Here is a 19,560-nt window from a genome sequence, read left to right on the forward strand (position 1 = left end):
TCAGCAGAGAAGCGAACTATACGCACCCCCCAGAAACCCGTCAACACCCTCCGCAATAATTTCTGCAACTTTCTGCCCGACGAGCGGTAAGTGCCTGATCTGTAATACACCCCGCGCCAAACTTTTTTAGCCCTCCCCCGCCAGACCCGCCACCGCCTGCAAACACGCGGCACCGGAAACACCCAAAAAACCGGCAGCGCACGCTGGAAAAAGCCCCACTGCGGTGAAAACCGGGCTGGAAAGCAGGGCAAAATACTGTGGGGGTGAAAATTCGCTATATAAGTTTAGTGCCAGGCGTTTCACCCTGCTGGTGATCTACTCCCACTCAAACTACCGTCCATCACATTTACTAGACGACCGGTCTAATTCAATTTACAGTACACAACATGACAGCCCGTGCTTTTGACGACACCCGTGAACACCTGCTCGCCACCGGCGAGAGCATCATGCTGGGCAAAGGCTTCAGCGCGGTGGGGCTGACCGAGATACTCAGCAGCGCCCAGGTACCCAAGGGGTCCTTCTATCACTACTTCAGCTCCAAAGAGGGCTACGGCGTGGCGCTGTTGCAGCGCTACTTTGCCGAGTACCGCGTACGACTGGAGCAACTGCTCAAGGATTCAAGCCTGACCGCACGGGAAAAGCTGGACCGCTACTTCGACAACTGGCACATCGAGGGTCAGCCCTGCGATGCGCAACGCTGCCTGGTGGTGAAGCTCACCGGCGAAGTCAGCGACCTCTCTGCTGCCATGCGCCAGGAGCTGCAGCAAGGCATGGAGGGCATTACCCGCTATATGGCCCACTGTATACGTGAAGGTCGGCAGGATGGTTCCATCCCAGCCGGCCAAGACGCCGATGCCTTGGCGCTTGCCCTCTACCAGCTCTGGCTGGGTGCTGCCCTTGTGACCAAGGTGCAGCACACCGAGGCAGCCTATGCCGCGGCCCGACTAACTACCCAGACCCTGCTCGGTACGAGCAGCGCCTGACCCTATCCCCGTAGCAAACCATGCCGCCGGCTCTGCCGGTTTTTTATCCGCCCCGAACTAGACGACCGGTCTAATTGAAAAGGACAGCAATATGGCGATCGACAAACTGCTCACCCCGCTCACCGTTGGCAAGACCACTACTGCCAACCGCATCTGGATGGCTCCCCTGACCCGCTCACGCGCAGCCCAACCCGGTGACCTGCCAGCAGAACTCAACGCCCTCTACTACAGCCAGCGCGCTACCGCAGGCCTGATCGTCACCGAAGCTTCGCAGATCTCCCGCCAGGGCCAGGGTTATGCCTGGACTCCCGGTATCTATACCGATGAGCAGGAGGCCGGTTGGCGCCAGGTGGTGGAACGCGTGCACGCCGCTGGCGGCAAGATCTCGCTGCAGCTCTGGCACGTAGGCCGTATCTCCCACCACCTGCTGCAGGCCGATGGCGCAGCCCCCGTCGCTCCCTCGGCAGTCCGTGCCGAAGGTGGCAAGAGCTTTGTAGTACTGCCGGATGGTACGCCCAGCAACGAACCCACCGATCTGCCGCGCGCGCTGGAAACCAGTGAACTGCCCGGCATCGTCGCCGACTATGTCGCTGCCGCCCGCCGCGCCATGCGTGCCGGCTTTGACTTGGTCGAGATCCATGCGGCCAACGGCTATCTGCTGAACCAGTTCCTGGATACCAAGGCCAACCAACGTACCGACCAATACGGCGGCAGCCTGGAAAACCGCGCCCGTCTGCTCTTGGAAGTGATCGATGCCATTGCCGCCGCGATCGGTGCCGACAAGGTCGGTGTACGTCTCTCGCCCAATGGCGTGTTCAGCGATATGTCGCCCATCGACAACGAAGCGACCGCCAACTACCTGGCCGAGCAGTTCCAGACCCGTGGCTTGGCCTATCTGCATATCGCCGAGCCGGACTGGGCCGGCGGCGTAGCGCTGACCGATGACTTCCGCCGCAGTCTGCGCGCGCGCTTCAAGGGAGCCTTGGTCTTCTGTGGTCACTACACCGCCGAGAAGGCCGAAGTTCTGCTGGCCGCCGGCATTGCCGATGCAGTGGCGTTTGGCCGACCCTATATCGCCAACCCGGACCTGGTAGCCCGCTTTGCTCAAGGCGCTGCGCTGAACCCGCTCGACGCCACTACCCTCTACGGTGGTGCAGAGAAGGGCTATACGGACTACCCGACCCTTGCCGGCTAAATACGGTAGATCGCAATGATCAGAGAAAGCGCCGCCTAGCGGCGCTTTTTCTTGTACCGTCGTACCACACCGTCCGGCTGGCCAGACACTATATTGGTGTCCGGCCCGCTGGATGGCGTACCATCGGCCTTATCAGAACTCCCCCGATGTAAGCGATCATGAAGCTGGCCCTCGATCTGCCCAGTGCCGACGCCCTGCCCCACCCTGCTTTGCAGAATGTGCTGCAGCGGGCCTTCTTTGATGTGTTCGAACGGCAGTTTGCCGGCGCCGTGGTGGTCAATACCGATGCCCGCGTGGTGTGGATGAACCCGCACTACGCCGAGATTCTGGGGATCAGCGACCCTAACCTCATACTGGGCGAGCGGGTGGACCTGCTGCTGCCCAATACCCGGCTGACCGAAGTATTGCGCACCGGCGAGCCCATCCTGCTCGACTTCATGACCCACCGCGACCGCACCTTTGTGGTGTCGCGCTTTCCGATCAAGGATGACGAGGGCAATGTGATTGGCGCCGGCGGCATCATGCTGTACGACGCCTGGCAGCCACTCAAACCCCTGGTCGACAAGTTCAGCCGTCTGCAGCAAGGCCTGCTGCAGATACGTCGTGACTTCACCCGTGAGCGCTCGGCCCGCTACACCTTTGCCGACATGGTGGGTGAAGGTGCTGCCTGCAAGCGGATGAAGGAACTGGGCAAGCGCGCCGCCGGGCTCGACGCCACCGTGCTGCTGCTGGGAGAGACCGGTACCGGCAAAGAGTTGCTGGCGCAGAGCATCCATGCCGCCAGCGTGCGGGCCAACCAGCCCTTTGTGGCGCTCAATGTGGCGGCCATACCCGATACCCTGCTCGAGGCGGAGCTGTTCGGTGCCGCACCGGGAGCCTATACCGGCGCGGACCGTCGTGGTCGTGACGGAAAGTTCAAGGTGGCCGACGGTGGCACCATCTTTCTCGACGAGATCGGCGACCTGCCACTGACTACCCAGGCCAAGCTGCTACGCGTGTTGCAGGAGATGGAGATCGAGCCGCTGGGCGCCAACCAGCTGCTCAAGGTGGACGTGCGGGTGATTGCCGCCACCAGTCGCGACCTCGCCGCCATGGTGGAGGCCGGCCAGTTCCGCGCCGATCTTTACTACCGGCTCAATGTGCTGCCTATTCGCCTGCCGCCCTTGCGCGAGCGCACCGAGGATATCCCGGTGCTGGCCGGCAAGCTGCTTGATGACATCGCGCTGCGTACCGGTGCCATCCGCAAGACACTGAGCCCCGAAGCACTGACTTGGCTTGGCACCCAACCCTGGCCGGGCAATGTGCGGCAATTGCGCAATGCCTTGGAGCAGGCAGCCATGCTGTCGGATGAAGGCCACCAGCTCGACCCGGGTGACTTTCTACCTGGCGCACCGCCCGTCCATGTGGTGCCCATCACCTTGGCCGAGGCGGTACAGCGCGCCGAGATCGAGGCCATCCGTGCGGCGGTGATGGCGGCTGGCGGTAACAAGACCGAGGCGGCCCGCATCCTGGGCATAGGTCGCGCTACCCTCTACGAGAAACTGACCACCTACGGCCTCGAAAAGATCAGCTGACTCAACGTAGCAAACGGCCGTCGGCACCGATCACCGTTACCTCGACAAAACGCGAGCCCTGCCGGTTGCGCTCACCGAAGTCCACCTGAAAGCCCCCCACGTCGTAATTGCGTAGCGAGGCCAGTGCGGTGCTTACCTTGCTGCGACTGGGGTTGGGGCCAGCCCGGCGTAGCGCCTCGGTCAGCACCTTGGCGCCGACGAACTCCTCAAAGGTGGTGTAGCTGGGCTCGGCGCCATTGCCGTGTTGCTTGAGCAGGGCCAGGTATTCCTTCACCACCGGCAAGGTGGGGTTGTAGGGATAGGGCATGACCTGCGAGATGCCCAGGCCGCGTACCGCCTCGATACCCGCCAGCTTGACCAACTCCGCCGGGTCCACCACCGAGATATTCATCAACTGTGCCCCGCCACCCGCCGCCCGGTAGGCCTTGGCAAAGGCAGCGGCCGGCTTGTTGACCGCGACCATGATGATGGCACTGGGCTGCGCCCTGAGCATGGCATCGACCGCCGGCTGCACCTCGGCGGTATTGCGTGGGTAGCCTGCAGCCAACAGGGGTTGCAACTTGCGCTTGGCCAAAGCCATCAGCACGCCATCGAGACCCGACTTGCCGAAGGCATCATCCTGATAGAGCACGCCGATACGGTCGTAGCCCAGGGTGGTGAGTTGCTTGACCAGGTGCTCGGCCTCGTCGGCATAGCCAGCGCGGATATGGAAGATGGAGGGGTTGTAGGGCGTGCGTAGCGGCGCACCACCGGTGTAGGGGGCGATCAAGGTAATACCGCCCTCCTCCAGCACGCGGCGCTTGAGCAGCTCGGCGATATTGGCGGTGCCCGCAAAGCCGATCAGGGCGAGGACCTGATCGTCGGCCACCAGCTTCTGGGTCTCCTCCACCGTCTTGTCGACCTGGTAGCCATCGTCACGGATCACCTGCCGGATACGCGCACCATGGATACCTCCGAGCTCGTTGACATGATCAAACCAGAGCTGGGCTCCCTGCACCATGCGCTGGCCGGTACTGGCGATCGAACCCGTCAATGGCGCCACCTGCCCGATCAACAACTCCGCCGCCGAAGCCGAGCCCAGCAAGGAGGCCGCAAACAAAACACCACGCCAGGTGGAAGAGAACTTGAACTTCATGAACACTCCTGCCGGGTCTACGCCCGGATGGTTGGGGAACCCCGGGGCGAACCCCGGGGGTGATACGTCAGCGTGTAGGAACCGCCGCAGAATGCTGGGCCCACCACTAACGAGCGTCAGCGAGGCCCCACCCTCGCAAGGAGGACGCCGTGGTTGTAAGCCCCTGAAGGGGCAACAACCACGCAGTCGCGGCGGCGAGGCTGCCAGAGTTCTTGGCGCTTCAGCGCCTAGAACCTGTGCGTGCAGAGCTCGGGGGGAGTGGATTCAATAAAGCGAAGAACCGTCGAAACACCACTGCCGTTTAACGCCCGGCTCCGCCGGGCGAAGCGCTGCAGCAGATATCCACTCCCTATGAGCCTCTTCAGGAGCAGGTGCCTATCACGTAGTAGTTGGGCCCGGTCTGCTTGAGCGTGGTGGTGACAAAGGTATTCCACAGCCCCATGGCCTGGTTGGAACCGTTGGCGAAGGTATTGCCACCACTCTGGTAGGCCCGGCCGGCGGTGGTGTGCGCGTAGTTGCTGGCGGTGTAGCAGACCGGCGTGCTGCCGGTGGTGGCGGTCACCCGATTGGAATCCGCGCTCTCGGTACCTGCCGCGTCCTGTGCCCGTACCACCCAATAGTAGGTAGTGGCGGCAGTCAGGCCGGTATCGCTATAGCTGGTGGTGGAGACCAGCGCGGTGTTGTCCCTGCTGTAAGGCCCGCCAACCACGGTTGCACGATAGACGTTGTAGCCCGCCACACCGCTCGCGGCAGTCCAGCTCAAACCGACGGAGGTATCAGCCACCGCACCCACTGTGAGGCTGCCGGGTACCGGCACCACAGGTGGGGTACCGGTCGTAGTGCCGACCACGGCGCCGGATGCCGCTCCCTCCGCCCCGCCATTGGCGACCGCTTTCACCGTGTAGCTATAACTGGTACCGCTAGCGAGGCCGCTGTCGGTATAGGCGGTCGAGCTCACCAGGCTGGTGTTGACCTTGCTGCCGTTGCGATAGACGTTGTAGCCGCTGGCACCGCTGACCGCACTCCAGGACAGGCTGACCGAGCTGCCGCTGGTGCCGGTGACAGCAAGACCGGTGGGTGCGCCCAGGCTGACAAAGCCGCTGGCGACGCGGTCCATCATGGCCTTGAAGGCGGTGATCTGTACGCCGTTGCGGGTGTCGAAGTTGCTGCCGTACCAACCCACCCAATCCCAGCAGCCGTTCGGGTTGGCCAAGCTGCCGCTGGCGGCGGTGCTGTGGCTGGTGTTATCCACCACGGTCTGCGGGTACATCACGATGATGTTGTTGGTGTCCGCCCACTTGTTGTAGCCGGTGTTCTTGACGAACTTGTCACCAATGGTGCCGTAGTACTGCTGGCAGCCGTGGAAGGCAATATGCAGCTTGCACTGGGTACCGCTGGCGCAGGAAGCGGGTACATAGAGCCAACCGGTAGCGGCCATGCCCTTGCTATTGGGGCTGGCAATGAACTCGCTCTGGTTGAATTCGATGAACTGCCCGCTCAGGGTACCGTCGTTACGCGCGTTCAGGCTACCGTAGATCCACTGCAGCAAGGCACCAGCAGCGTCGTAGTTGCAGTTGCTGATATAGGGCGAGCTGGCGCTGGTACAGCTGTTGTTGCCGGTACTGGCGGTATCGGTCGGGAAGGTGTGGGCGGTATTGAGGTCGTTCTTGTACTGCACGTTGGCCGCGGGCACCAGCGCCGGGGCCGTGGTGTAGTAGTCGCGCAGCTTGTTCATCACGCTGGGGCCGACGGTGGTGTCCGACGTACCGGAGAACAGGTAGACCTTGTGATTGGCAAGGTTGGACACCGCGTCGATGCTCACGCCGCTGCGGCTGTTGGTGGTGCTGATCAGCGGCGAGACATTGGGCGAGCCCGCGTACATACAGGCGGTGTAGTTGTTCTGCCCGGCGCAGTCGTAGGGACCGCCAGCGATGACGCCTGCGCCCTTGATTACACTGGAGTAGGCCACCTCCAGCTGGACGGCCATAAAGGCACCGGCCGAGAGGCCCGATACCGAAGTATCGCGGATATCGACGTTGTAGCTACCGAGATTGACCGCTGCCTGGGCTCCGCTACCGGCCAGAAGGCAGGCCAGGGCCAGGCCAGAACGGGCGAGCTTGAGTTTGCTGTGTTGCATTGTGTTGTCTCCTTATGGTGGTGAGTCCCCCTCACGACCTGGTCCCGTTACCGGCTTTGCACCCGTCGGGCTCTCGCTTTGGAAACATCCACCGCACCTTGCGCGCGGCCAAAAAGATGGCGGTCATGCGTCAGCACGCCGCCAGAAGCCATACATCTCGTCTCAACCGCAGGCCGGAACAACTTCCCGGTTGCCGAACGGACAACGGTGAAACGTTTCATTGCTGTAGTCAGGCCTGACCCTAAAAGGTCGCCGGGACGGGCAAGCCGCCCCGGCGCGAACCGTCTGTCAAGGACGGAGCGGAGCACGCTTAGGCCAGCCACACCACTCTCCGCAATACGTGGTGCGGCAATCGGTACCGGATGTGCGCCGGTGGACGACAGGGCTCGACTCGGCCAAGAACGGCCTCGCCATCCACCATTGCACCCGGGATACCGGACGGGCAGGCGCAAGGCCTGCCAGCCGGGTCAGTTGGGCACGCTCAACACGCCATTGGCGTAGGCGATCGCATCCGCCGCAGCCGGGGTGGCCGCAATGGCCGGCAGATTGGCCAAGGTGATGCTGGCGGTAGCATCGGTACGCGGCGTGGTGCGCACCACCTGGCTGGCAGGCAGGGCTGCGCCAGCGGTCAGGTGCGCCCACATGGCGTCCATGGCGCGGTTGAAGTAGACGTGCAGCGGGATATAGCGGGTCGGGAAGCCCGAGAGGCCCAAGAAGCTGTCGAAGTGCTGGCCATTGGTAACCTCGATGTAGCGCAGCTTGGAGCCGGCGGCCTCGACCTTCTGATTGGCCGCGTAGTAGGCACGGGCGGCGTTGTTGACCGGGATCAGTGCGTCGGAGCGACCCGCCACGATGATGACCGGCTTGCCGCGTAGATTGGCTGTCGCCTGTACCTGGGCCACGCCAGCGGCAACACGGTCAGCCTGGGCCTTCATGTCGCCTGTCAGCGCAGCGCCGGTCACCGGGTCCTTGCCGGTTGCCAGCGCACGCAGACAGATCGCACCATCGACGTTGTAGTCCTGCACCCCGGTCGAGACCGAGACCGAGACCGAATCGGCCTTGGCACCACCCACCGAGAGGTTGTTGATGATGCCAAGACCACCCACCGAGTACCCCGGTACGCCGTTGCCATTGCCAAAGGCATTGGCGAGGCCGGCGGCCGGTGCGGCCACGCTACCGGTCGCATCCGAATAGGCATAGCTATAGCCGCAGACATTGTCCTTGACTGAGAATTTGCCGTAGGCGTTGACGTAGGCCAGGGTCACGCTGAGAGTGGCCAGGCCGAAGTGGGCGGCGTGCAGTGCGTCCGACTCTTCCAGCCAGCCACTGGCGCGCAGCTTGTTATAGGCATCGGTGGCCTGTGCCTCCAGCGTTGCGCCACTGACGATGCCCTTGGCGGCCAGGGCTGCACAGCGGTTGGCGCCGAAGGTGGCGTTGGTGGCGGCGCCGAAAGCCGAGTTGGCGCCGGCCAGCTTGCTCGATTGAGCGGCACAAGGCTGGTAGAGGTTGGCAGCGGTGAAGTAATCGATCAGCGGCTTGCCGATCGCCGGCATGGCCACCCCACCCTGCTGTACGGTCAGACCAGCCACACTGGCCGGCTGGATCTGCGGCTCGCCAACGGCCACGCCACTGATATAGCCCTGCGTATCCTGCTCGGCGGCGAGAACGGCAGCACCACCGCCGTTGGAGACACTGGAGGCGATCACGGTGACCTTGCCTGGCAAGGCGTAGTCGGCATAGTGGCCGGCGTTGTTGGGAGCTGCAGTACCGAACTTCTCGTTCAAGACATAGAAGGCAAACTGGATGGCGCGCAGATTGTCGCGGCCCCAGTCCTTCTCGGGGTTCTGTTGCGAGTGGGCATGCTTGATCGCCAGCCGGTTCGGATAGGCAGCGTTGTAGGCGGCCAGGTCGGTATCGCTCAGCGCCGCACTGAAGTGGGACGCGGTAGCGGCGGTCTTGCGCGCGGTGCGGGTGCCGTCGATCAGATTGACCGTATCGGCGCCAAGGTCGTGATAACCCATGCCAGACCCTTTGTCGGCGTAGGCCACGGCACAACCATGCTTGAGGCCCCAGTCGCCGGCGGTCCCGATGGCACCGTACACACCACGCGAGCCGCTGGATACGGCCGATACCACGCAGGGCTTGGCCTTGTTGAAGCTGGCGGGGACCTGCACCATCAGGGTGACGTTCTGTGCGCCGCCGGTATCGTCGCCGTAGGCAATGTATTCATCGCCAGCGACCTTGCCCTCGCCCAGCGTATCGTTGCCGCTGGTATCGATATTGGGACCATAGAGTCGGGTGAAACCACCGGTGACGGTTGCATCGATCAGGGCGCGGTAGTTGGTATAGATCGCTACCTTGCGCAGCTCGGCGGCAGTTGGCTTGGTCGGGTCGACATAGGTCGGCGCAGCGCCACTGAGGCCGGTCTTGCCCAGGCCGGCGGTCAGAAGGTCGTTGCTATTGCCGTCGTAGCTGGCGCTGCTGATGCTGCCCAGCCAGGCGGGCTTGGCATTCATGGGGGGTGGAATCGGTACCGGATCATCGCTGCCGCCGCAGGCGGTCAGGGCCAGGGGCAATCCCAGCGTAATCAGGGTGGCGAGTGGCTTGAGGTGTTGCACGGGCATGGTTGTCTCCTGATGGTTTTAATAAACAAATGCCGAGCTACAGATACTTGGACTACTACTGCTTTGAAGCAGGGTTAAACCTCACTTTTGCCGGACACGGACGTAGCACCGCCCCTGCCCTCTCCGCAGGGGAGAGGGCATGGACCGTCTTGTCCGGATTTGAGTGTTTAGATGGTGCGTCGCAGCCGGTGGGCGATCTCGCCCACGATGCCGCGGCGGAACAGCATGACGCAGACCACGAATACGCCACCGATGGTGACCGTGACCCAGGAACCGAGCGAGGCCAGTTCATGGTGCAGCACGCCTACGGTGACGGCGCCGACCACCGGACCGAGCAAGGTGCCCATGCCGCCGAGCAGCGTCATCAGCACCACTTCGCCGGACATATGCCAATGCACATCGCTGAGCGAGGCGAGGCCAACCACCAGGGTCTTGGTGGCGCCGGCGAGGCCTGCCAGGGTGGCGGACATCACAAAGGCGGCCAGTTTGTAGCGATCTACCCGGTAGCCTAGCGACAGGGCGCGGGCTTCGTTCTCGCGGATGGCCTTGAGTACCTTGCCGAAGGGCGAGTTGACCGTACGCCAGATCAGCCAATAGCCGCCGAAAGTGATGGCCAGCACGAAGAAATACAACGCCAGCGGCAGCTCCCGCTCACCGAACTGTACGGTGTGCGAAAGATCGATCAGGCCCAGGAAGCGACCCTTTGGAATGCCTTGCAGGCCATCTTCACCGCCGGTGAACGGTGCCTGCAGACAAGCGAAGAACACCAGCTGCGCCAGGGCCAGCGTGACCATGGCGAAGTAGATACCCTGCCGGCGGATGGCGATGACACCGATCAGGACACCCAGCACGGCCGCGCAGGCGGTACCGAACAGGATGCCCAGCTCAGGCGTAAGCCCCCAGACCTTGATGGCATGGCCGGTCAGATAGGCCGCCGTGCCGAAGAAACACGCGTGGCCGAAGCTCAAGAGGCCGCCAAAGCCCAGCAGCAGGTTGAAGGCGCAGGCGAACAAGGCGAAGCACATCAGCTCCATGGCGAAGGTGGGGTACACGCCGAAGGGCACTACCGCCAGCACTGCCAGGCTGGCCAGCCAGGGCCAGTAGCGGGTCTTTTGCTCGGCACCGCGTGCCATCTTGAGGCTGGTCGGATTGAGGTCGTTGCTTTGCATGTTACGCCTCCTTGCCGAACAGGCCGGCCGGGCGCCACAAGAGCACCAGGGCCATGACGATGAAGATCACGGTATTGGCCAGGGGCGGGTAGAACACCTTGACCAGGCCCTCCAGGAGGCCTAGCGCCAGGCCAGTGAGGATGGCGCCCATGATGGAGCCCATGCCGCCGATCACCACCACCGCGAACACGATGATGATGAGGTCCGAGCCCATCTTGGGGCTGACCGAGTAGATCGGGGCCGCTACCACGCCGGCGAGGCCAGCCAGGGCCACGCCCAGGAAGTAGGTGAAGGTACGCAGCTTGGGTACGTCGATACCGAAGGCGCGGGTCACGTCCGGGTTCTCGGTACCGGCACGCAGATAGCTACCGAGGCGGGTGCGCTCGATCAGGTACCAGACACCGAAGCAGACGGTCAGCGACAGCACAATGGAAAACAACCGGTACTTGGGGAAGAACATGAAGCCAAGGTTGACGGCGCCTTCCAGCACTTCCGGCTTGGCGTTGTAGGGCTCGCCCGCCACATTGAAGTAGTTGGTGAACACGCCCTCAAAGATCAGTGCCAGACCGAAGGTCAGGAGCAGACCATACAGGTGGTCGACCTTGTAGAGCCGCTGCAGCATGGTCTTCTCGACGATCACGCCCAAAAGGCCAACCACGATGGGAGCAACCAGCAGCGCCGCCCAGAAGGACAGGCGCATGTCGGCGTTACCCAGCCATTGGCCCAGGTAGTCGTAACCGAGCAGGGCGACGAAGGCACCCAGCATATAGAAAGCACCGTGGGCGAAATTCACCACGTTGAGCATGCCGAATATCACCGCAAGGCCGAGGCTCAAAAGCGCATAGAAGGCGCCGTTGTTGAGCCCGAGCATGGCCTGCGACAGGATGGCCTGGAGGGGGATATCCATGGAAAACCTCTTGATAACATCACCGGGCTCCTACCTGGTCGACTCTACGACCAGGCAGGAGCGCTAGGGGTCAGGTTGCCAGTCTTACTTCTTGACCAGCGGGCACTCGCTGCCGGCCAGCGGCTTGAAGGCCTGCTCGCCAGGGATAGTCGAGACCAACTTCAGCATGTCCCACACCGAGCGCGATTCGTTCGGCTTCTTCACTTCCACCAGGTACATGTCGTGCACCATGCGGCCGTCTTCACGGATCTTGCCGTTCTTGGCAAAGAAGTCGTTGATCGGGGTATCGCGCATCTTCTTCATCACGGCATCCGGGTCATCGGTACCGGCGGCCTTGACGGCGTTGAGGTAGTGCATGGTCGAGGAATAGACCGCCGCCTGCACCATGGTCGGCATGGAACCGGTCTTGGCCAGGTACTTGTTGCCGAAGGCGCGGGTCTCGGCATTCAGATCCCAGGTGTAGGCGGTGGTGAACTTCATGCCTTGGGCGGCATTGAGGCCCAGCGCCTTCACGTCGGTATCAAATACCAGAAGGCCCACCAGGGTTTGCTTGATGCCGAATTCCTTGGCCTGCTTGACCGCGTTGACGAAGTCACCGCCGGCGTTGGCCAGACCAATCACCTTGGCGCCGGAGTTCTGGGCCTGCAAGAGGTAGGAGGAGAAGTCGGTACTCGACAGCGGATGCTTCACACCGCCCAGGACCTTGCCACCCAGCACGCCCACCACCTTGGTGGTCTCGGCTTCCAGCGACTGGCCGAAGGCATAGTCGGCGGTCAGGAAGTACCAGCTGTCCAGCCCCTGCTTCATCAGCGCGGTCGCGGTACCCTTGGCCAGCGAGTAGGTGTCGTAGGCGTAATGCACGCCGTAGGGCGAGCATTCCTTGTTGGTCAGGGCGGTGGAACCGGCGCCATTGACGATGACGATCTTCTTCTTCTCAGCGCCGACCTTCTGCACGGCGATGGCCACGCCCGAGTTCAGGAGGTCGTTCACCATGTCCACACCCTGGGTGTCGAACCATTCGCGGGCCTTGGCGGCACCGATGTCGGCCTTGTTCTGGTGGTCGGCGCTGACGATCTCGATAGGCTTGCCCAGTACCTTGCCGCCAAAGTCGGCCACTGCCATCTGCGCTGCCGCCACCGAGCCCTTACCGCCCAGGCTGGCATAGACGCCGGACATATCGGTCAGGATGCCGATCTTGACCACGTCGCCCGAGATGGGGCCGGCCATCGCAGCGCCAGACAGGGCACCGGCGACGACGAGGGCAAGATGTTTGAAGCGTGCTTGCATGGTATGTCTCCGTTTGTTTTTTGGTAGGTACTGCAGGGTTAAACACCAAGATATTTGTTGAGCCGTTCGGTGCTGGCTGCCAGCTCGTCCGCGGTGATGGCATCGACCACCTGACCGTGCTCGATCACGTAGTGGCGGTCGGCAATACCGGCTGCAAAGCGGAAGTTCTGCTCGACCAGCACGATGGTGTAGCCGCGCTCCTTCAGGAGCCGTACGCTGTCGCCGATCTTCTTGACGATCACCGGGGCGAGGCCCTCGGTGATCTCATCGAGCAGCAGGAGCCGCGCGCCGGTGCGCAGGATGCGCGCCATGGCCAGCATCTGCTGCTCGCCACCGGAGAGCCGGGTGCCCTGGCTCTTGCGACGCTCCCAGAGATTGGGGAACAACTCGTAGATCTCTTCCAGCGACATGCCGTCGCTGCGCACCTTGGGCGGCAGGTTGAGGTTTTCCTCGACATTGAGGCTGGAGAAGATGGCCCGCTCTTCCGGGCACCAACCCACACCCAGGTGGGCGATCTTGTGGGTGGGCAGGTTGATGGCTTCGTTGCCGTTGACCATTACCGAACCGGCGCGCTTGCCGGTCAGGCCCAAGATGGCCTTGAGGGTGGTGGTACGGCCGGCACCATTGCGCCCCAGCAGGGTCACCAGTTCACCGCGCCGCACGCCGAAGTCGATGCCGTGCAGGATGTGCGATTCGCCATAGAAGGCATGCAGGCCGGTAACGCGCAGCATTTCGCCGGCGTGGTCGAGTACGTCAGGCATGTGCGCCCTCCATCGCTTGTTCGTCGGCAGAGACGCCCATATAGGCTTCCATCACACGCGGGTCGTTCGAGACGGTGGCGTAGTCACCCTCGCTCAGTACCTGGCCCCGTGCCAGCACGGTGATCTTGTCGGCCAAAGTAGAGACAACCTTGAGGTTGTGTTCCACCATCAGGATGGTACGGCCGACGGCCACGCGCTTGATCAGGCTGGTGACGCGCTCCACGTCCTCGATACCCATGCCCTGGGTGGGCTCATCCAGCAACATCAGCTTGGGTTCCAGCGCCAGGGTGGTGGCGATTTCCAACGCGCGCTTGCGGCCGTAGGCCAACTCGCCCGCCAGCACTTCGGCGAAGTCGGTCAGGCCCACGTCGCCCAAGAGGGCCATGGCCCGGTCGGTGTAGGCATCAAGTGCCTTGTCCGAGGTCCAGAAGCGGTGCGCACCACCAACGGTGCGCATCAGCGCGACGCGGACATTGTCGAGCGCGCTCATATTGGGAAAGACCGCCGATATCTGGAAGGAGCGGATCAGCCCCTTCAGCGCCACATCGGCCGGCTTGAGCGAGGTGATGTCCTCGCCGTCATAGATCACCCGGCCATGGGTGGGCGGCAGGAATTTGGTCAGCAGGTTGAATACCGTGGTCTTGCCGGCACCGTTGGGGCCGATCAAGGCATGGATGGAGCCGCGCGCCACCTTCAGGTTGACGTCGGAAACCGCCGAAAAGCCACGGAAATCCTTCCCGAGGCCCTGGGTCTCCAGGATCGTGTCATTGCTCATACTGTCTCCGTGATCCCGTATATATCGGGCTATCCGTGTGCTGCACTACCCGTCCGCCTACCCAGCGGACGCTGCGGCCTCGTCGAAGAAAAGACCGCCCATCGAGCAGTATAGAAGCAGAAGCTGGCGGCACGGCACCTGCGCGGTGCGAGTGGGTGCTTGCCGGTACTGCTCATACTGTCCTGCCTAGGGGCGCACCCGGTGCCTGAAGGCAGCCAGGTCAAGTGGCGCTATGCCATTGCAAGCAGCATGCCAAATATTACAAACCATTGAAAATTAACAAGTTATTTTTATTCACCCACCAATGGCAATTAGAATGAAGGCTCTAATGTCCAGCTAACTGGACGAGCGTGCTGGAAAGTGTTGGAAATGGGGTGGACAGCGCGTCCGATAAAACAGAAGGGCCGTCCGGCATGCCGGACGGCCCTTCTTTCTAATAGATATGTCGCAATCAGCGCGGCCCGGTCACCCGGCTTTCGCTTACCTGACAGACTTGAGCACGCTTGCAACGGCCACGCTGCCGACACAGCAAACAGGGCGGTGCCGTATATGCCAACCAGACGACACCAATGGTCACGCCCCCAATGAGACAGAGCGCGATCAGCATGCTTATTTGCCCGGCTCGGTGACGAAGCCCAGTTTCTGCACACCGGCGCGCTGGGCGGCCGCCATGGCCTGGGCAACATGTTCGTACTCGACCTTGCGGTCGGCACGGATATGCAGTTCAGGCTGGGGCTGCTTGGCCGCCATCTCAACCAGTTGCTGCTCGAACTGCGCCTGCTCCAGCTTCTGTTCGTTCCAGTACAAGCCGCCATCCACGGTAATCGACAGGTCTACTGTCTCGGGCTTGACCTCGTTCACCTGGTTGGCCGCGCGTGGCAGGTCCAGCTTCACCGAATGGGTAATCACCGGTACGGTAAGGATAAAGATGATCAGCAGTACCAACATGACATCGACCAGCGGCGTCATATTGATCTCGCTCATCTGCCCAGCGGGCCCCTGCCCGTCCAGTCCACTTCCGAATGCCATCTCAGCGCCCCCCTGCAGCGTTCGGGCTGGTCTTGACCGAGGTCAGTACCGGCTTGCCGGCTTCGTTCTTGACCACCGGCGCACCGGTCACAAAGTAGGCGTGCAGATCGTGGGCGAAGCGGTTTACCCGGCCCAGGATGGCGTTGTTGCCACGGATCAGGGCGTTGTAGCCGAGCACGGCGGGGATGGCCACGACGAGGCCGAAGGCGGTCATGATCAGCGCCTCGCCAACCGGGCCGGCTACCTTGTCGATGCTGGCCGCACCCGAGAAGCCGATGCTGATCAGGGCATGGAAGATGCCCCACACGGTGCCCAGCAGACCCACGAAGGGGGCGGTGGAGCCCACCGATGCCAGGATGGAGAGGCCGGACTGCATGCGCTCCATCGATTCATCGATAGCACGGCGCAGACAGCTGGTGACCCAGTCGGACAGAGTCAGCTGGCCGTGCAGGTCGCCTTGGCTGTCGCGATGGTGGGCCACCGCATCGCGCGCTTCTTCGGCCAGGTCGCGGAAAGGGTTGTTTTCGCGGTTGCCGTCGAGCAGATGCAGGCCCTCGCTGAAGGATTGGGCATGCCAGAACTCGGTGGTCGCCGCCTGGGCCATGCGGCGCTGGCGCATCTGACGCAGGAAGCGGGTGACGATGACGTACCAGGACGCGATCGACATCAGCAGCAGGGCTACGCCCACGCCACGGGTCACAAAGTCGCCTTGCGACCAGACGGCGCTCAGACTGAAGTGATACTGATCCATTGCTTGCATTCTCCTGAAGCGGTAGAGCATGCCCCGCCGGGGCTGCGAGGTTAACTATTGAGCGACCAGTCGAAGGGCTGCACGAACCAGTAGTTGATCGGCACCCCGGCCTGCTTGGCCGGCACGTATTTCCAGCGCTTGACTGCATTGAGCGCGGCATCGTCCAGGCGGTCGAAGCCGCTGGACTTCTTGAGCTTGATCTCGCCTACCGTACCGTCGGCAAGGATATAGACCGACAGCAGCACCCTGCCCTGCTCGCCCAGCTTGCGCGACAGCGAAGGGTAGGCCGGCATCTGGTTATTCAGGTGTTGCGCATCGCTACGCGGCGGCTCTACCGGTGCAGGGGCAGGCGACGCCTCTGCCTTGGCGACCTGGGGCGGCTGCGGGGGCTGTGGCGGCTCAGGCGGTGGCGAGCTGATCGCATTGGGCGACGGCGGCGCATTGGCTATGGGTGGCAGCGGCACAGGCGTTGCCCGTGGTTTGACCGTGGGTTGTTGCTTGGGCTGCGGTTGCGGCTTGGGTTCAGCCGGTGCGGCCTCGACCGGCAAGGCTTTGGGCGGCAGCATCACCGCGGTGATGGTTTCGGGCAGCTTGGGCGGCTCGGGGCGCATCACACCTTGGGCGAGCACGTACAGCGCAGCACCGTGCATCGCCGTGATCATGAACAAGGCGGGCAGCTCGCGGGTATTGATCAGTTTGCCGGTCATGGAGGAAGACTGCGCGGGAAATCGGGCATAATCGACCCATTATTCTAATGAGAACAATTTTCATTAGCAATCTAATTTAATGCACCGCAGCAATACCGAAACAAGTGCCGCATCTCTCGATACAATCAAAATATGAGCCCCCCGCTGCCCTCCTACCAACCGCCCCGCTGGCTGATCGGCGCCCATAGCGAAACCATCTACCCGGCGCTATGGCTCAAGCGTGCGCCCCCGCCCTACCGGCGGGAGATCTGGAGCACGCCGGATGGGGATGAGATTGCTGTGGACTGGCTCAGCACGGGCAGTTCCAGCGATGCCCCATTGTTGGTGCATTTCCATGGCCTGGAAGGCAGCGCCAACAGTCACTACGCGGTGGAATTGATGCACGCTACCGCGGCAAGAGGCTGGCAAGGCGCGGTTGCCCACTTCCGCGGTTGCGGCGGCCATCAGAACCGCAAGCCGCGCGCCTACCACGCCGGCGATTCGGCCGAGATCGACTGGGTGCTACGACGTTTTCGCGAGCGTCACGCCGGCCCCTTGTTCGCAGCCGGCGTCTCGCTGGGCGGCAATGCACTGGCCAAGTGGCTGGGTGAGCAAGGCATGGCTGCCGTCCCGATATTGGACGCCGCCGCTGTCATTTCGGCGCCGCTGGACCTGGTCGCTGCCGGCAAGGTGTTGGACCGCGGGCTCAACCGCGCCATCTACACCCGTGAATTCCTGCGTACCCTGCGTCCCAAGGTACAGGCGCAGCTGCAGAGCTTTGGCCGGGAGCTGGCCTTTCTGGGAGTCTCCGCCGCCGAACTGGAGCGCTCGCGCACCTTTCGCGACTTTGACAACCGGGTGACAGCCCCACTGCATGGTTTCAAGGATGCCGACGACTATTGGACCCGTTCCAGCAGCAAGGCCGGGCTCAAACGCATCGCCGTTCCCACTCTGGTGCTCAACGCCCGCAACGACCCCTTTCTGCCGGCCCAGGCCCTGCCGAGCGAGGCGGATGTCAGCCCGGCAGTGACGCTGTTGCAGACCGCGCGCGGCGGTCATGTGGGTTTTGTCGAGGGTCCCTTCCCTGGCCGCATCGACTGGTTGCCGCGCTGTCTGCATGCCTATTTCGACCGTCACGCCCAGCCGGCAAATCGGCTGCTAGAATCAGCCATCCTGACTCCTGGCTGAGCCCATGTCGCCCATCCATCCGCAGATTTTCAAGGCCTACGACATACGCGGTGTCGTTGGAAAGACACTGGACGCGGACACCGCCCATCTGATCGGACAGGCGATAGGCAGCGAAGCAGTGGAACGCGGCCAGCCCCGCCTGGTGGTCGGCCGCGATGGCCGAGACTCCAGCCCAGCCCTCGCAGAGGCACTGATCGCGGGGCTCTTGAGCACCGGCGTGGCGGTAACCGATATCGGCATGGTCACCACGCCTTTGGTCTGGTTCGCCGCCCACCATCTGGAAACGCTCTCCGGGGTCATGGTCACCGGCAGCCACAACCCGCCCGAATACAACGGCATCAAGATCATGCTGGCCGGCGAGACCTTGGCTGGCGATGCCATCCAGCAACTGCGCCAACGCATCGAGGCCGGCCAGTTGGTGAGCGGAGCAGGTCGCTACGACGAGGCCGACGTGCGTGAGGCCTACCTGCAGCGCATCGTCGGTGACCTGACGCTACACCGCCGCATGAGCGTGGTGGTCGACGCCGGCAACAGCGTTTCCGGCACCATCGCCCCCCTTCTCTACCGTCGCCTGGGTTGCCGGGTCCGCGAACTGTTCTGCGAGGTGGATGGCAGCTTTCCCAATCACCACCCCGACCCGGCCAAGATCGAGAACCTGCAGGACCTCAAGCACGCGCTGGAAGTGACCGAGGCCGAACTGGGCCTGGCATTCGACGGCGATGGCGACCGCCTGGGCGTGGTCACCAAGGACGGCAATGTCATCTATCCTGACCGGCTCCTGATGGCCTTCGCCGCCGATGCGCTGAGCCGCCAGCCTGGCGGCAAGGTGGTCTACGACGTGAAGTCCAGCCGCCTGGTCGCCCCCTGGGTCAAGCAGCACAAGGGCAAGGCCGTCATGGCCCGCACCGGTCACAGCTATATGAAGGCCAAGATGCGCGAGACCGGCGCCCTGGTCGGCGGCGAATTGAGCGGTCACCTGTTCTTTGCCGAGCGCTGGTATGGCTTTGACGACGGCATCTATGCAGGTGCACGGCTCCTGGAGATCCTGTCACAGATCGACGAGCCCAGCCTCTTGCTCAACAACCTGCCGCAGGGTGTGAGTACGCCCGAGATCCAGATCCCCATGCCCGAGGGCGCAGCCCACGCCTTGATCGAAAAACTGCGCGGCACCGCCCAGTTCCCGGATGCCGAGGTCATCACCCTCGACGGCCTGCGGGTCGAATACCCGGATGGATTCGGCCTCTTGCGCGCCTCCAATACCACGCCGGTGCTGGTACTGCGGTTCGAAGGGGATGACGCCAAGGCGCTCAAGCGCATCCAGGCGACCTTCCGCAAGCTGCTGGCGGGTGAGATCGACGC

Annotated in this window: 16 protein-coding genes; 5 read left to right on the top strand and 11 right to left on the bottom strand. The window is 63.0% G+C overall.

Going from position 1 to position 19,560, the window contains the following annotated elements:
- The first annotated feature begins 386 nt into the window (after window positions 1-386).
- From VIM95_RS08125 to VIM95_RS08135, 3 genes are all read left to right on the top strand, one after another.
- Window positions 387-983, top strand: coding sequence for a TetR/AcrR family transcriptional regulator (locus VIM95_RS08125; RefSeq protein WP_331984536.1), 597 nt, complete (start codon window positions 387-389; stop codon window positions 981-983).
- Window positions 984-1,074: 91 nt separating this feature from the next.
- Window positions 1,075-2,178, top strand: a complete 1,104-nt coding sequence (locus VIM95_RS08130) for an alkene reductase (RefSeq protein ID WP_331984537.1) — start codon at window positions 1,075-1,077, stop codon at window positions 2,176-2,178.
- Window positions 2,179-2,336: 158 nt separating this feature from the next.
- Entirely contained in the window at window positions 2,337-3,752 is a 1,416-nt protein-coding gene (locus tag VIM95_RS08135) for a sigma-54 interaction domain-containing protein (RefSeq protein ID WP_331984538.1), read from the top strand.
- Window position 3,753: 1 nt separating this feature from the next.
- On the opposite strand, the gene VIM95_RS08140 is transcribed toward VIM95_RS08135, so the two are convergent.
- From VIM95_RS08140 to VIM95_RS08190, 11 genes are all read right to left on the bottom strand, one after another.
- Window positions 3,754-4,887, bottom strand: coding sequence for an ABC transporter substrate-binding protein (locus VIM95_RS08140; RefSeq protein WP_331984539.1), 1,134 nt, complete (start codon window positions 4,885-4,887; stop codon window positions 3,754-3,756).
- A 361-nt stretch (window positions 4,888-5,248) separates the two neighbouring features.
- Window positions 5,249-7,024 carry a fibronectin type III domain-containing protein gene (locus VIM95_RS08145; protein WP_331984540.1) on the bottom strand — a complete coding sequence of 592 codons (1,776 nt, stop codon included), beginning with the start codon at window positions 7,022-7,024 and terminating at the stop codon, window positions 5,249-5,251.
- A 467-nt stretch (window positions 7,025-7,491) separates the two neighbouring features.
- The gene (locus tag VIM95_RS08150) at window positions 7,492-9,648 is read right to left on the bottom strand and encodes a 3-hydroxybutyrate oligomer hydrolase family protein (RefSeq protein WP_331984541.1); all 2,157 of its coding nucleotides are present in this window, start codon (window positions 9,646-9,648) and stop codon (window positions 7,492-7,494) included.
- Window positions 9,649-9,815: 167 nt separating this feature from the next.
- Complete coding sequence (locus VIM95_RS08155; protein WP_331984542.1) at window positions 9,816-10,817, bottom strand: branched-chain amino acid ABC transporter permease; 1,002 nt, start codon at window positions 10,815-10,817, stop codon at window positions 9,816-9,818.
- 1 nt (window position 10,818) lies between these two features.
- Window positions 10,819-11,724 carry a branched-chain amino acid ABC transporter permease gene (locus VIM95_RS08160; protein WP_331984543.1) on the bottom strand — a complete coding sequence of 302 codons (906 nt, stop codon included), beginning with the start codon at window positions 11,722-11,724 and terminating at the stop codon, window positions 10,819-10,821.
- Window positions 11,725-11,808: 84 nt separating this feature from the next.
- Window positions 11,809-13,011 (bottom strand): ABC transporter substrate-binding protein, encoded by a 1,203-nt coding sequence (locus VIM95_RS08165; protein WP_331984544.1) that lies wholly within the window; start codon window positions 13,009-13,011, stop codon window positions 11,809-11,811.
- Window positions 13,012-13,049: 38 nt separating this feature from the next.
- Window positions 13,050-13,772 (bottom strand): ABC transporter ATP-binding protein, encoded by a 723-nt coding sequence (locus tag VIM95_RS08170; protein ID WP_331984545.1) that lies wholly within the window; start codon window positions 13,770-13,772, stop codon window positions 13,050-13,052.
- A complete protein-coding gene (locus tag VIM95_RS08175; RefSeq protein ID WP_331984546.1) occupies window positions 13,765-14,547 on the bottom strand; it encodes an ABC transporter ATP-binding protein in 783 nt (260 codons plus the stop codon). Before VIM95_RS08175 ends, VIM95_RS08170 begins: the two co-directional genes overlap by 8 nt.
- A gap of 609 nt (window positions 14,548-15,156) precedes the next feature.
- Window positions 15,157-15,531: a biopolymer transporter ExbD gene (locus tag VIM95_RS08180; RefSeq protein ID WP_331984547.1), complete on the bottom strand. Its 375-nt coding sequence runs from the start codon at window positions 15,529-15,531 to the stop codon at window positions 15,157-15,159.
- Between the two features lie 46 nt (window positions 15,532-15,577).
- On the bottom strand, window positions 15,578-16,327 hold the full coding sequence (locus VIM95_RS08185; protein ID WP_331984548.1) for a MotA/TolQ/ExbB proton channel family protein: 750 nt from the start codon (window positions 16,325-16,327) through the stop codon (window positions 15,578-15,580).
- A 50-nt stretch (window positions 16,328-16,377) separates the two neighbouring features.
- Window positions 16,378-17,034 carry an energy transducer TonB gene (locus tag VIM95_RS08190; RefSeq protein WP_331984549.1) on the bottom strand — a complete coding sequence of 219 codons (657 nt, stop codon included), beginning with the start codon at window positions 17,032-17,034 and terminating at the stop codon, window positions 16,378-16,380.
- Between the two features lie 132 nt (window positions 17,035-17,166).
- Between VIM95_RS08190 and VIM95_RS08195 the strand changes: the two genes are divergently transcribed.
- Window positions 17,167-18,201 (top strand): YheT family hydrolase, encoded by a 1,035-nt coding sequence (locus tag VIM95_RS08195; RefSeq protein ID WP_331984550.1) that lies wholly within the window; start codon window positions 17,167-17,169, stop codon window positions 18,199-18,201.
- 4 nt (window positions 18,202-18,205) lie between these two features.
- Window positions 18,206-19,560 (top strand): phosphomannomutase/phosphoglucomutase (locus VIM95_RS08200; protein ID WP_331984551.1); only part of this gene is annotated, 1,355 nt, incomplete at its 3' end.

Origin of the sequence: Chitinimonas sp. (genome assembly GCF_036568685.1) — a bacterium.
In the GTDB taxonomy this organism is placed as follows: domain Bacteria; phylum Pseudomonadota; class Gammaproteobacteria; order Burkholderiales; family Chitinimonadaceae; genus Chitinimonas.

What these genes read in the sequence shown, in the direction of transcription:
- VIM95_RS08140 (WP_331984539.1), bottom strand. Translation starts at nt 4,887, where the DNA reads ATGAAGTTCAAGTTCTCTTCCACCTGGCGTGGTGTTTTGTTTGCGGCC.
- VIM95_RS08130 (WP_331984537.1), top strand. Translation starts at nt 1,075, where the DNA reads ATGGCGATCGACAAACTGCTCACCCCGCTCACCGTTGGCAAGACCACT.
- VIM95_RS08175 (WP_331984546.1), bottom strand. Translation starts at nt 14,547, where the DNA reads ATGAGCAATGACACGATCCTGGAGACCCAGGGCCTCGGGAAGGATTTC.
- VIM95_RS08180 (WP_331984547.1), bottom strand. Translation starts at nt 15,531, where the DNA reads ATGAGCGAGATCAATATGACGCCGCTGGTCGATGTCATGTTGGTACTG.
- VIM95_RS08135 (WP_331984538.1), top strand. Translation starts at nt 2,337, where the DNA reads ATGAAGCTGGCCCTCGATCTGCCCAGTGCCGACGCCCTGCCCCACCCT.
- VIM95_RS08160 (WP_331984543.1), bottom strand. Translation starts at nt 11,724, where the DNA reads ATGGATATCCCCCTCCAGGCCATCCTGTCGCAGGCCATGCTCGGGCTC.
- VIM95_RS08195 (WP_331984550.1), top strand. Translation starts at nt 17,167, where the DNA reads ATGAGCCCCCCGCTGCCCTCCTACCAACCGCCCCGCTGGCTGATCGGC.
- VIM95_RS08165 (WP_331984544.1), bottom strand. Translation starts at nt 13,011, where the DNA reads ATGCAAGCACGCTTCAAACATCTTGCCCTCGTCGTCGCCGGTGCCCTG.
- VIM95_RS08170 (WP_331984545.1), bottom strand. Translation starts at nt 13,772, where the DNA reads ATGCCTGACGTACTCGACCACGCCGGCGAAATGCTGCGCGTTACCGGC.
- VIM95_RS08155 (WP_331984542.1), bottom strand. Translation starts at nt 10,817, where the DNA reads ATGCAAAGCAACGACCTCAATCCGACCAGCCTCAAGATGGCACGCGGT.
- VIM95_RS08150 (WP_331984541.1), bottom strand. Translation starts at nt 9,648, where the DNA reads ATGCCCGTGCAACACCTCAAGCCACTCGCCACCCTGATTACGCTGGGA.
- VIM95_RS08145 (WP_331984540.1), bottom strand. Translation starts at nt 7,024, where the DNA reads ATGCAACACAGCAAACTCAAGCTCGCCCGTTCTGGCCTGGCCCTGGCC.
- VIM95_RS08185 (WP_331984548.1), bottom strand. Translation starts at nt 16,327, where the DNA reads ATGGATCAGTATCACTTCAGTCTGAGCGCCGTCTGGTCGCAAGGCGAC.
- VIM95_RS08125 (WP_331984536.1), top strand. Translation starts at nt 387, where the DNA reads ATGACAGCCCGTGCTTTTGACGACACCCGTGAACACCTGCTCGCCACC.
- VIM95_RS08190 (WP_331984549.1), bottom strand. Translation starts at nt 17,034, where the DNA reads ATGACCGGCAAACTGATCAATACCCGCGAGCTGCCCGCCTTGTTCATG.